Source organism: Polaribacter aquimarinus, assembly GCF_003129485.1.
Taxonomy (GTDB): domain Bacteria; phylum Bacteroidota; class Bacteroidia; order Flavobacteriales; family Flavobacteriaceae; genus Polaribacter; species Polaribacter aquimarinus.
This window is the reverse complement of record NZ_QFFG01000003.1, coordinates 225,054-239,199: the sequence shown is the minus strand read 5'-3', so window position 1 is coordinate 239,199 and position 14,146 is coordinate 225,054. Positions and strand designations below refer to the sequence as shown.

General features: G+C 28.9%; 7 protein-coding genes. All 7 read left to right on the top strand.

What is annotated here, in order from left to right; all coding sequences use genetic code 11:
• Window positions 1-102 precede the first annotated feature (102 nt).
• Complete coding sequence (locus tag DIS07_RS08215; protein WP_109404766.1) at window positions 103-1,134, top strand: AAA family ATPase; 1,032 nt, start codon at window positions 103-105, stop codon at window positions 1,132-1,134.
• Window positions 1,124-1,771 (top strand): NUMOD1 domain-containing DNA-binding protein, encoded by a 648-nt coding sequence (locus DIS07_RS08210; RefSeq protein ID WP_109404765.1) that lies wholly within the window; start codon window positions 1,124-1,126, stop codon window positions 1,769-1,771. Before DIS07_RS08215 ends, DIS07_RS08210 begins: the two co-directional genes overlap by 11 nt.
• Window positions 1,772-2,010: 239 nt before the next feature.
• The gene (locus tag DIS07_RS08205; protein ID WP_109404764.1) at window positions 2,011-3,762 is read left to right on the top strand and encodes a DNA cytosine methyltransferase; all 1,752 of its coding nucleotides are present in this window, start codon (window positions 2,011-2,013) and stop codon (window positions 3,760-3,762) included.
• Window positions 3,725-5,392, top strand: coding sequence for a DNA/RNA helicase domain-containing protein (locus DIS07_RS08200; protein ID WP_109404763.1), 1,668 nt, complete (start codon window positions 3,725-3,727; stop codon window positions 5,390-5,392). The genes DIS07_RS08205 and DIS07_RS08200 overlap by 38 nt, the downstream gene beginning before the upstream one ends.
• Entirely contained in the window at window positions 5,380-7,701 is a 2,322-nt protein-coding gene (locus tag DIS07_RS08195; RefSeq protein ID WP_109404762.1) for a hypothetical protein, read from the top strand. The genes DIS07_RS08200 and DIS07_RS08195 overlap by 13 nt, the downstream gene beginning before the upstream one ends.
• Complete coding sequence (locus DIS07_RS08190; RefSeq protein WP_109404761.1) at window positions 7,694-12,031, top strand: helicase-related protein; 4,338 nt, start codon at window positions 7,694-7,696, stop codon at window positions 12,029-12,031. The genes DIS07_RS08195 and DIS07_RS08190 overlap by 8 nt, the downstream gene beginning before the upstream one ends.
• Before the next feature lie 5 nt (window positions 12,032-12,036).
• Window positions 12,037-14,145 (top strand): DrmB family protein, encoded by a 2,109-nt coding sequence (gene drmB / locus DIS07_RS08185; protein WP_109404760.1) that lies wholly within the window; start codon window positions 12,037-12,039, stop codon window positions 14,143-14,145.
• Window position 14,146: the final 1 nt, after the last annotated feature.

The following is a 14,146-nucleotide window of genomic DNA, read 5'->3' as shown; positions in this document are numbered from 1 at the left end:
TAGTAGTAACTCTACACTCTACACTTTACTCTACGTGATGTATTTAAGTTACTGATAATCAATGCTTATTTGGATATTTGTCACTAATTAAATAAACAAATCATGAGTAACAAAAAAGAAAAAGGATTTTTATCCTTAGGTGAAATGTTAAAAGAGAAAGAGACTAGACCTCCAACAAAGTTCCTCTTTAGTGGAATAAAGCAGAACTCTATGGGGCTAATATTCGGTCCAAGTAAAAGCGGTAAAACTATCTTCTGTGAAAATTTAGCTATGTGTATAGCTATGGGCGCCAGCGAATACTTTGGCTATCAGTTAGATGGGGTTCCTAAAAGGGTTTTGTTTGTTGGTTTAGAAGAATTTTGGGAGAATAGAGCAGATCGCAATGGACTTCAATTAAAAGATTTAGATGATAATCAAAAGCAATTAGTATCAGATAACCTTTTGATACAGCCAATTGATTTTATTACCAAAATCAATGACGAAAAAGATTGGGAGAAACTTGAGAAAATGATTAAGGATTCTAAGGCAGAGGTTGTTTTTATTGATAGTATAACAAGAATGAATTCTGGTAAATTAGAAAATAGTGCAGATTCAGAGAAACTCATGCAACGGTTAAGAGATATATGTCACAGGACTAAAGTCACTTTAATATGTGTGCATCACACTCCTAAAATGGGGGATAAAATAATCGATATTGATTGTATAAAAGGAAGCTCGACATTTGCTCAAGAATCTGACTTTGCCATTGCAGTTACTAAATCATTTTCTGGTAAAAGGTATGTTAAAGAAATATTCTTTAGGTATGCTCCAGTAAATAATGAATTTGTTAAAGAATTTGAAATTACTGATTCAGTCTGGTTAGAATATGTTGGTGATATTAGTGAGTCTGGCAATTCAATTAAACCCGATAGAAGGATAAAAAGCGAATCAAGGAAGGCAATTGTTCAATACTTAGATGAAAATTGTTGTCAAACTTATAAAACAAGCGACTTGGTTAATCATTTTAAGCAAACACTTTCAATACAAGATAGGCAAGTACAAACTTACTTAAGTGAATTGGTCTTAAATAACAAAATAAAGAATGAAAAGAAAGGGTATTATTCTTCTGTAAATTGTGAAGATAATGGAAAATAAAGGAGTTGTATACAAAGTTACTCATACAGAAAGTGGTAAATCTTATATTGGAATCACCACAAAAAGTATAGGTGCCAGGAAAAAAGACCATTTAAAAAAGTCAGCAAAAGGAAAAAGTTATGAATTTCATAAAGCTATAGCTACTTATGGTTCAGAAGCTTTCAGATGGGAGCAAGTCGACACTGCAAAGTCAGTAGATGAATTAGCGAGTAAAGAAAAAGAATATATTCTTAAATATGATTGTCTAGAGAACGGATATAATTTAGATGTAGGAGGAGGAATTCAAAAGACAATCTACCAATATGATTTTAAAGGAACTTTAATAAATACTTTTTCCTCGTTGCAAAGTGCAGGTAATGCAGTAAATGCAGTTAAATCAGCTATTGGGAAAGCCTGTGATGGTAATAGTAAAAGTTGTAAAGGGTATGTTTGGTCTTACTCATCTTCTTTTCCAGCTTATTTGAAAGATAATAGAAAGAAAAAAGTTTTACAGATATCATTTAAAGGTAGGGTAATAAATAGATTTAATTCTGTTTCAGAAGCTGCAAAGCAAACTGGTTTTAATAAAACAAGTATTGCTAAAGTTTGTAGAGGAGAACGTAGAACTTGTGGAGATTTTTATTGGCGGTATCTATAAATAGATAATAATTAAGGAGACTTCAAGTCTCCTTATTTTTTATACATAACCTTATTTCTATTTTAAGTTCAGAAGGGTTTTTAATAAGTTGGTGAATGATTTTTTCATTCATAAAATTTTCTTTGTTATTTTTAATTGGAGTTTTTGTTTATTCAATGAAAAACAAATAACTTTATGGTTGATGAAAATTGAATTAAGAGGAGGTCTAGAACGACTTTCCAATAACCCCGTTATCTATCATGAGTAAATTAAATGTAATTGATTTTTTTTGTGGAGCTGGAGGCTTTTCTGAAGGATTTAATCAGATGGGCTTTGAAATCCATAGAGGTTATGATAACTGGCAACCAGCAATTAATACATATAATCATAATTTTGGAACTGATTCTGAAGTTACAGATATATTAAAATTTAAAAATTCTATAAAAGAAATAAATAATTTACCTAATACAGAGATCATAATTGGCTCACCTCCATGTGTTTCATTTTCAAGTTCAAATAAGTCCGGTAAAGCAGATAAGTCTTTAGGTTTAGATTTAACAAAATGCTTTTTAAGAATAGTAGCTGTTAAAAAACATAAAAAAGATTCCGTATTAAAAGCTTGGTTTATGGAAAATGTGGTTAATTCAAAAAAATACATAAGTAATATTTATTCTTTTAAAGATTTAGATTTAACAGATTGGGCATTAGAAAACTGTATAGATCCAAAATCTGAGGCTTTAAATTTAAGGGACAATACTATAATAATGAATTCCGCAGATTATGGGTCTTATCAGGCTCGAAGAAGGGCTATTTCAGGTGAAATTATTTCTTGTAATAAATTAATTATTCCGGGGCAAACGCATTCGAATAAGGTAGAAGATAATTTACCAAATTGGAATACTTTAGGTAAATTAATAAAAAATATGCCTTCTCCAATATCTAAAGAGTCAGATTTAGAAATAAAAGACCCTGTTTATAAGGGGATAACACTAAATCAATGCGATGTTACTGATCATTTCTATGATAGTGGTTTATACAAAAGTGAATGGAGTCAATCTAAGGAGCATAAAATTAATCACTATTGTATGGGGAAAATGTCATTCCCTGAAAATTTAAATAAACCAAGTAGAACAATTACTGCAACAAAAAGTGGTACATCTCGTGAAGCATTAATTTATAAATCAGAATATAATAGAAAGGGCAATGGTGAATATAGAACACCTACAATAAGAGAAGCTGCTAGTTTAATGGGGTTCCCATTTACATATCAATTTCTCGGGTCTATAAATTCTAAATGGCGTTTAGTTGGTAATGCTGTTTGTCCTTCTGTTAGTAGGGCATTAGCTAATCGAGTATTATTAAGTTTAAATAAAAAAACACCTAGAACTCTAAAACTTAAAAAAGAGGTAATCCATTCTGAGAGCGGAAATCTGAATGATTTTAAAGAAAAATCATTTGATAAGCAACCTAAAAGGACAAAAAATTCTCGATTTAGAAGACACCCAATTAAAGTGGGGAATATAACAGTTACTCTATCGAATTATGAAATTGATAAGAAATCAAAAGCAAAGAATAAATGGTTTACTTCAATACAATATGGAACAGGTATAAATTTTAAGAATCAAATAGTTCAAGATAATTATTATAAAGATTTTGAACCTTTGTTGATTAAAAATAAATCAGGAAAACAATTTGTAAGAATAATCAATAATGGTTTCTCAGAGAAGATTGCAGACAGTCTTACTTTACAAAAAATGTATGAATTACAAGAATCTAAAGGTAATTATAAAGAACCTACTGAATTAGTAAATGAAGTAAACATAATTATTAGAAACTTAGAGATAAGAAATAACACGATTAAACAAAAAGAAAGAGAAATATTTGTATATAAAGATGAAATTCCAATGGAGCAATTATTTGCTTTATATGCTATAAATAAAATTGCTTCTGTAGCTAACGAAAAAGGAAAAAAGAATGCCAGTAACCTTATTAAACAATTACCCGGAAAATAATTTAGAAAAAAGTATAACTAAAAAAGATAATTCTCCGCTTTATGGAGAAATTTGGCTATATAATCAATTTCTAAAATTTAATGAATACAAACTTTTAGAAAATGAATCATGGTTTTTAAAACATGACTATAATTTATCAACACATCCAGCAAGTAAAGGAAAAGTTGAAGGTCAGATAGATTTTGTTCTGTTATCTAAGTATGGAATATTAATTTTTGAAGTTAAAGGGGGAGGTTTAAAGGTAGATAATAGCGATCAATATTTTTCTTTTAATAAAGCAAATCCCGGAGGTTACAAAACTCAAAACCCTTTTAATCAGGCAAAAGAATATACACATACACTTAAAGAATTAATTGATGAGGGAGTTTTTATATATAGAGCTATTGTATTGCCTCATGAAGCAGGATTTCATTTAAGAGGGCCGCAATTAGAAGGCTATAGAAATTTACTTTTTTCAAAAAAAGATTTTGAAAACTTAAAAGAAGGTGAAGATGATAAAGCAATAAATAAACTTTTTTATGATTTCATATTAAAATTAGCTAAAACTTCACGAAGCAAAATATTAAGAGAACTTAACCCAAGTTGGTCTAATGAAAAAATAAATAAAAAAATATTTGAAAAATATCCTGTACTGTCCTCAAAAAAAATTAAATCGCTAAAATCTCAATTATTTCCAACTCAATCTTCGTATGGGTATAATCCTGAAAGAATTAATTCTGAAATTATTTTAAAAGAAAACTATGAAACTTTAAAAGGTTTAAAGAGAAATAGGAAAGTAATAATACAAGGTGCGCCTGGAACAGGAAAAACTGTTTTAGCAAAAAAGTTTTTAGCGGAAAATATTTTAATGCAACAAAAAGGCATATACTATTGTGCTAATAAATTAATAAAATCAAAAATTGAACATGCCATAATTAGAGATTATGGGATAGATAATAGTTTAATAAAGTTTAAAGTTTATTATGAAAATGCTATAAATGAAAATGTATCAGATGAAATAGATTTTATCATTTTTGATGAAGCTCAAGAATATTTTAATGAGGGATTATTTGAGCTCATAGAAAAGTTTGAGGAAAAAATGGAACATCCTAAATTGTTAGTCCTTTATGATCCTAAACAAACCATCATTTACAATTATAGTGATATCTCATTTTATACTGACTTTTATATAGAGAATGGTTTTACACACTATTTATTTGATGAAACGTATAGATGCGGACAGAATAAAAACATAATAACTATATCAAAGAATATACTTTATAGTAAAAAAACTAAAGAAGACAAGATTGTTGTCACTCTTGAGAATAAGTTAAAAATAATTAAAGAAATCATTAATGAGCGTATATTCTTAAATTCAGAAAAAATAATTTTAATTCATAGTGAATTAATTGTTTCTTTTAAAGAAATCGCAGAAGATTATTATAAAGATAAGTTAGAGGAACTCGAAGATGGTAACATTAACCTTCCATCTAATAAAATAAGGTTTACAACACCAATTAAATATAGGGGCTTAGAAAACAAATCTGTATACTTAATTACAAATGAATTAAATGAAAAATCTAAAGTACAAAACTATGTTGCTGTTACAAGAGCAATGGAAGCAGTTAAAATTATCTTATGGAGAAAGTAGAGTTTGTAAAAATCCATAATACTACTTTAGATTTTCTTAACGAGAAAGATAATGGTAAATTAAGAACTATTGGTTTCTGGTATTTCAATTTTTTGAAATCCAACAGTGATAAACTCAGATTACATTTACCATATTATTCCAAAGAATTTAAAATAACTGCTTTTAATTACGTAAGAGCATTCACAATTATTTTTAATCTTGTAAAAAATCAAAAGTTATCTGATTTTGAAGGCACATGCCTTTTTGATATATTCAATTATTCCAAAGATAAGAGAGCTGAAGAATTAACACTTGAGTTTCAAAATCAAAAGGACGATCTAGTCCTTTGGCAAAAAGATACACTTACAAAATTAGACACTTTTTTACCTATTTTTAAAAAAGAAGAAATTATTGACTACAACAAAGCAAGTGTAATTAAAAATACATTTAAATTGTTTAAAAGTATTCGTAAATCAAGCATTATTGATTTTCCAATATACATTGAACTTAAGGAAAAAACCTTAAGCTTTAATAATGTTGGCGCACAAGATGAGAGCCTAATATCAGAAAATTTATTTCCTTTAAATCAGAAATTATCTAGAAAAGAGGCTATTGAAGTTAAAAAGGAACTACCTAGAGATTATGAAAATTCTATTTCTATAAAATATCCTTATTCGTTAAAACCAATATTTCCTCTTACAGAATTGGGTAGTAAAAAATTTAATTTAATTTTTAATAATCGATTTGCGTATAATAATGAAGTTTTAGAAAATGATCTAATTTTATTAAAAGACGAAAGTAGTCTTAAAACAAATTTAAATTATGAGATTGTCACCACAAATCATACTAAAAAATTGCATGATTTGTTTAAGTCTTTTAAAGAGCAATGGGTTCGACTAGAATTAAATAAGTTCATCACACCTTTTCCTAAATATTGGTTACTTTTCTTAAATCCTTCATTAACCAAAGAACAGTGGTTGATTCAATTTAAAAAAGATTTTCCTGCGGTTGCTGAAAAGCCAATAATTAGAATTATTGAACAAATAATTGAAGAGGTAATTCATTTAAATTGGATTCATGATATTATGTCAGATTCAACAAAAATCTTATTCCCCGAATTAAAAAGTAATAGAAAAAAAAGATTAGAGTTTGTATTCAATAATTTCAAAAATCATGTGCAATCTCTTAATTCTAATGTTGAATTTATTGAATCCCTGGATTTTGGAAATTTTGAACACGTAATAGTCCTTGACTCATTTAATATTATTGAATTAGTAAATAAAAGTCAAAGTATTGCAAACAAACAAATTAATGTTATTGTACCAGATTTCCTATATTTTGGTTATCAACCTTGGATAAAATTTCATTTATTTAATTATCAATACAGGCCATTGCTAAATGATGTGAGACAAAAATTAGATCATAATTATGATACAAATAAGGATGAATTAGAAAAAATAAAAACAGAACTAATCTCTAAAATTAGGTCAGATTTAAAAAATTACAGAAAGAAATATATAGAAGATGAAAATATAGAAGATGAAAATATAAACGAAGAAGATTTAGAACAAACAAACGAAGAAGATTTAGAACAAACAAACGAAGAAGAAATCGAGACGTTTAATAATGACATTGATGATGATGATGATGATGATGATGAGTTAGTTATTATAAATGACAACTTAGCTATACCTTCAAATGAGGAAGTTCTATTGCGGAGAGATTCATTATTATATGTAAAAGCAAGAGCTTTAAAAATAGGAGATCGAATAATAAGAGATTCAGATATTTCTGGTTTATTTCAATCAAATGACTTTTATGATAAGTTGGTAGACATACCTCATGATGTTTTCGGATACCAAAAGCAGTTATTTGCAAAAAAGAACATCTATAAAGTTCTAAAAAATAAAGGGATTTCCTACCAGCACCAAAACTACTTTGATAGAACATATGCTTTAGAGTTCATTGACGAGCAAAAATTTAGAATACCCAGGAGAAAAAAAGATTGGGCAATAATTTGTGAGTTCTTAAATATTAATGACTCTGACAAACAACTATCCTTTATTGCATATTATGGAAGAAGTAAACAGAACGAACTAAAACAGATGTATAAAACAATTATACAGCTATTAACAGAAAATAATTGGTTAGGCACAATTGAAAATCCATTAATTCTGGAATCAGTTTCTGAAATAGTGAAACAACATAATACCATTTTTAAAATATCCGATTCAAGTGAAATTACTGAAGTTGAAGTTTCTGAATCTATAATATCAACAATATTTAGCCAACTTGAATTTACTGAAATAAAAACTATAAGAAATGAATAAATTTATAGATAAGAGAGAGAGTTTAGAAAACTATGTTAAGCAACAAGTGATTGGTCCTGGTGCATATAATAAAAAGTATTTTTTTCTTAAGGATTGGGATAAATCAGTATACGCTGACAAAGACCTTTCTCAGGTTCCTGCCTTGGATAATTTTGATGAAATTATACCTGAAGTTCCTGCTTATCAATATAGTTCTGCTATTTTATTTCCAAGAACTATTCAATCTAGTAAGAATCAAGAGGGAAATGAAATTCAAGGAGAAACCGATGAAACCGATGAAACTGATGAAGTAGCTGTAAACACTTCTGCAGATGATGAAAATATATCCGAAGACACATCAACTAACGTTGTATTAACTCAACAAAACTATCCAAACACATTTGGGGTGTCATTTGTTTTTGATATGACCAAAAACATCCAAGATGATTTAAAAATCTCACTTTCTTACAGAAAATATAAACATATTAGAAAAAAGGCTTTAGTAGAGAACAACATTGCTATAAACGTTAAAGAGTATAAAGAAGAAATAGAACATATCACTTCAAAATATTTGAATTCAGCTTTTCGTATAGTTAAAAAAAGCAATAATTTATTTATTCATACAAATAGAGACTTTAATCAAGATGATATTTACGCTATTGATTACAAATTATTAAATGACTATGTAAAAGAAGAATTTCACACAGCCTTAAACAAAGCATTCAACAATGAGATTGTTGAATTAAAATCAGATAATGGCATAAAATATTTTGGTTTAGCAAATCCTAATAAGCAGTTTTATTCTATTTCAGAATCCAAACATCACCATACAAATGTTTACACAATTTTTACCGATTCAATAACTGATTTTATTCAAAAAGAATTACAAAACGGAATATCTAATTATATTCAATATAAGGCCTTAATAAAAGAACTCGAGATTTATAATCAGTTAGTGCAAATAACAAAAGACTTAAAAACAATACTAAAAGAACATAATCCTTCCCCAGTATGGCAATCTGAAAAATTTACAAAAGAAATCCATTTACCAAAACTGAATGGAAATGCGATACAAAGGGAGCCCTCTAATGCAATTGACGAAAAAGATAAAGAAAGCTTAAAATATCACGTTCAATACTATATTCCTAATAATGATGACGATAAAGTTTATGTGAAATTAATAATTGAAAACGTTAATGAGTATAAGTTAAAAGAAAATGAGCCACCTCAATTAAATAAAAAAGATAAAGCTAATAAATTATCATTTTTTGGTATTGAATTAAAAATTCTGGAAAAAGAACAATCTTGTCTTTTACAATACAATCCACCTCAATTATTAGATTTTGATGAAGAAGACAGCTTTAACAAGTTAATTTACAGAAAATATATTGATTTTGGTGAAGGCTATAATACATCTGTAAATTGGGGTACTACCAATGATGATGGGCTGAAGTTTATATCTTCAGATTTTCTACCCACTCAAGAAACACCTACAGTTGACTTTAAGCCCAGTAAAATCATTAAAAGTCAAAATAATATTAAATCTAGAATTGAAGATGATAGCATATTGTCTATGCGATATTTATCTACTCTAAGTAATGTTAACAACGAGCAAATTATTCAAGGATTAAACTTATTTATTGATGCTTATGGAGATGAAACACGAGATAGTTGGATAAATGATAAACAATCTGACTTAAATGATGAGAAAGACCTTCCAGAAGCATCTAAGGAATTATTAAATAAGCAGTTAAAGGCCTGTAGAAATGATTACAATCGCTTAAAAAGAAATATTACTTTATTAGCAAATAACTCAGAGGCATTTGCTGCATTTAGAACTATGAATACAGCAATGTTTATGCAGTTGCATCATAGTATTGAGTCAAAAAAGAATAAACCTTTTGTTCCAAATCAAGAAAATAGTGAAGAATATTATTCTAATGAGAAGATTTATGATAAGGATGGTAAAGAATCAGAGTATAAATGGCGTTCTTTTCAGTTGGCATTTATTTTACTAAATGTAGATGCTTTTGTAAAACCAGACGAGAATGATAATACTGTAAAAGATGTATTTGGTACAGGATGGCCCGAAAGAAATGAAATTGCAGATTTAGTTTGGTTCCCAACTGGTGGTGGTAAAACAGAGGCATATCTTGGTATTATAGCTTTTGCAATAGCTTTAAGAAGATTTACAAAAGGAAAACGTGGTTATGGTACAACGGTTCTAATGCGTTATACATTAAGGATGTTAACCTTACAGCAATTTCAAAGAGCGACGATATTAATTTGTGCTTTAGATGTAATTAGAAAAGATGAATTTTCACTACCTAACAATCTTTCATTAGGTGACGAGCGCATTACAATTGGTTTATTTGTAGGTGGTGATTCCTTACCAAATGATTGGAAAAGAGATCAAGGTGGTACAAACGGTACAGGTATGTACGACGAATTAAAAAAGATTTCTGAATTTATTACAAATAGTCAACCTATTTCTACCAATTTACCATTCACAGACTGTCCTTGGTGTGGTGGTGAGTTATTTGTTGATGAAAACCTAAATAACATAAGTCCAAATCATACACCAGAGAATAATTCTTATGGAATCGACAATCAATTAAATATCTCTTGTAATACAGAAAGTTGTACTTTTTATGCAGAATACGCTTCTTCAGAAGCGGATGATGATAACTGCATCCCTTTTAGGTTATTTGATGAAGATATTTATAAATATCCGCCAACACTATTATTTGGTACAGTAGATAAATTTGCCGCACTTGCAAATAATGTTTCAACGGTTCCAGGTGCAAGAAAAAAAGATTCACGAAGATTAATAGGAAAAGGTTACCAAAGACATGTTTTACCACCTGAATTAATAATTCAAGATGAATTGCACCTTTTATTAGGTCCATTAGGATCTTCCGTTGGTTTATTTGAAAAAAGTATTGATTATTTATGTACTTATACAGATGACAATGGAAACAAAATAAAACCTAAAATAGTTACATCTACTGCTACTACAAGAAATACGGATAAACAAATATTTGCATTATTCAATAGAAGGTCTGAAATTTTCCCAAAACAAGGTATTACTTGTGATGATTCATTTTTTGCTTTTTACAAAAGAAAAGAAAGTGATATTATAAAATATGAATCTAAAAGAAAATATATGGGAGTCTTACCAATTGGTAAAACTCAAGTATGGATGCAATTGCGCATTATATCAATAAGTTTAAGTCATAGACTAAAATATTTTAAAGAAAAATATAGAATTGATGAAGTTTTTGAAAAACCAGAAACTTTGAACGAACTTAAAAAAGTGTTTGATTATTATCACTCTATATTGGCATATTATAATAGTTTAAAGGATGTGGGTAAGGCACAATCCCAGCTAGATCATTATTTACCAGGGGACATTAATTATGTCATTAAAAACACAATTCCTTGGAGTTTCTTTGACAGATTAATAAGAAAGGAAAATGAAATCAAGTATTCTGAACTTACAGGTAGATTATCTGGAGAAGAGGTTAAAACAAATTTAGCAGATATTGAGAAAAAGTGGACGCTTTTTGAATTGCAAGAAGATTCAAACGACATAGCGCTGAAAAAAAATAACCCACCAGAATTTATTATTTCTACTAATATGATATCGGTAGGTATTGATGTTTCTCGATTCAATACCATTGTGATTAATTCTATGCCTAGAAACATTGCAGAGTACATACAAGCATCTAGTAGGGTAGCCAGAGATGAAGACGGTATTGTTTTTACAGTGCATCACCCTTTCAGGTCAAGAGATATTTCACACTATCAAAAATTCAAGGAATTTCATGAGAAATTTTACAGTTATGTAGAACCCATATCTGTTACACCTTTTGCAAGTAAAGCACTCGATCGTTATTTAGCCATGTATGCTATCGTTATCATTCGCCATAACAAAGAACTGGAGTTGATGAATAATGAATCTGCAAGAAATATTAACAATGATAAGATTGAAATTATAAAGAATATAATAAAATCTGAAATTCAAGAAGTATATCATAATGCTGAAGAACTAGATAAGCATCTGAAAGATAGAAAAGCTGGTGTAAAATCAACTATTGATGGAATAATCTCTATAGATGAACTTGATGATATTGATTTTAAATTAAATGAATTACTGGATAATTGGATGAAAAGATTGGGTGGTATTGACTCCAAACATGAAATTGTATACCGTATTGGACCAAACCAGTCTATGAACGATGCCCTTTTTGTAAATGCAATTGATGAAAATTATCCAAACCATTGGAAAGTTTCGTATTCGTTACGAGAAATAGGAGCTTCTGCTGTCATAAAAACCGTTCAACAATAAATAATATGTCTAAAAAAGTTTATAATAAAAATAACCAAGCAAATGAATCTGTAAGCAAGTATAAACTGCTATCTGCTTATGGTGGTCCGGGGTCTATTGTACATACCCAATATGGAAGTGTTATTATTTCTTGTATTGAAGAATGGGGGTTTCTAAAGAAAATTATAGAAATACATAAGGAGTTTACTGATAAGCAAACAGCTGAAAAAGAAATGCATGAAAAGGTTTCTAAAGATGCAAGATTGGAAAGAAATGGTAACATAGGTATTTCAAATGACCATAGATTGTTAGAATCCTTACAAGTTAGGAAGGAATTAACAAACTTAATGTACTTGGTATTAGTGCCAGATATTGAAGTGGTTTCTCACAGCAATAAAATTAAAGATAATGGTGAAGTAATAGCTATCCCTAGCACCTATATGCCTAAAGTTTTTGCTGATAATTCAAATAACTACAAACCTTATAGCAACTGGTATAAGGATTGGGTTAATAGAGCTGAAAATAATGATAAATATGGTGAAAAATTTCATCCCCCAAAACATATTTTTAATGAAGAAAAGGGCTGGACAAGTAATTTAAAACAAGACAATATAATTTTACTTTGTGAACATGGACACATTAGTGATTTTCCTTGGTCTAAATTTTTAAGATGGCGCAAGGAGGAACCACTAGCCATTTTTGAAGATGCACCTGTTAATTTATTTGAAAAACAAGATTGTTGCAATAAACCTAATATTAAGATAACATCAAATACAGGAAATGCTTCAGGGTTTGATGGAAAGTGGCTAAAATGTTCAAATTGCAATCGAGGTATTTCACTAAAAGGTTTAATGAGTGTTAAAATCTTATGCCCTGGTCATTTGCCTTGGGAAGTTAATACAGGAGATGTTCAATACCATTCAGGTAATCGTCACAATAGAAACCAAGACCCACCTAATGAAAACTGTAACTGTAAAGATGGCAAAGGAAAGCCAAAACCTCTGAAAGTGGCATTAACCACAGGTAATAACATCTATTATTCAAGAATTATATCTAGTATATATTTACATAGTGAGTTGTTTGAGAGTGAGGATTCCTTGGAAATCATCAGGTTACAAGAAAAGAAAAAACAAGCAGTTAAAAATGAAGAATACGGTTTAGCTGAAAAGCTAAATAATAAAATTAAAGAGTTAGAATTAAATCAAGTGGGAGTTGAGGAAGAAATTCCAGATTCGATGAAAGAGATGATTTTTAGATATAATGAATTTAAAGCATTTCACAAAAATGAAGAGTTATTAAGAAAATACCCTAAAAACTTAAAAGTAAAAGATGTCACTGAAAATTTAAACAGAGATGTTAATAATAATGTTGATGGCAAATTAGCAAAGTATTTTAAACGTATTTTACGGGTAGATAATATGAAAATCACCTCTGCTCAACTCGATTTTTCAAGAGTAGTGCCAATAGATGCAGATGCTGAAAATGCACATCCAAAAAATATTTTTAGAAGTAAAAATGAAAACGTTGTGGTGTATCCTGTAGTTGAGAATTTTGGAGAAGGAATTTTCTTTTCTTTTAATGATGAATTGATAGAAGATTTCTCTATTAACAGTGATGTCATAGAAAATATGAAATCACAATTATCACAATTACAAAAGGAATCAAACAATTTTAATAAAGGTGCAATTGATTTTGCCAATGTTATGAATTGGCAATTATATTTAGTGCATACGTTTTCTCATTTAATCATGCGAGAATTAGAATTTAGATGTGGGTATCCCACAGCATCTCTGTCTGAAAGGATTTATGTGTCAAATGAAAATGATTATAAAATGTATGGGTGTTTAATTTATACAGCTGAGGGTGCAGAAGGCAGTATGGGTGGTCTAATAGCTCAAACAAGACCTCAAAACCTTAATAACTTAATTAAAAGTGCTATTAAAAGAGCAACAATTTGTAACAGTGATCCACTGTGTTGGGAATCTGAAGGACAAGGTTTATTTGACTTGAATTTTGCATCTTGCTTCTCTTGTAGTTTGGTTAGCGAAACATCTTGTGAACATAGAAATTTATATTTGGATCGTAAAATATTAGTAGATTCAGAGAATGGTTTTTTTAAAGAAATTATTAATTAAA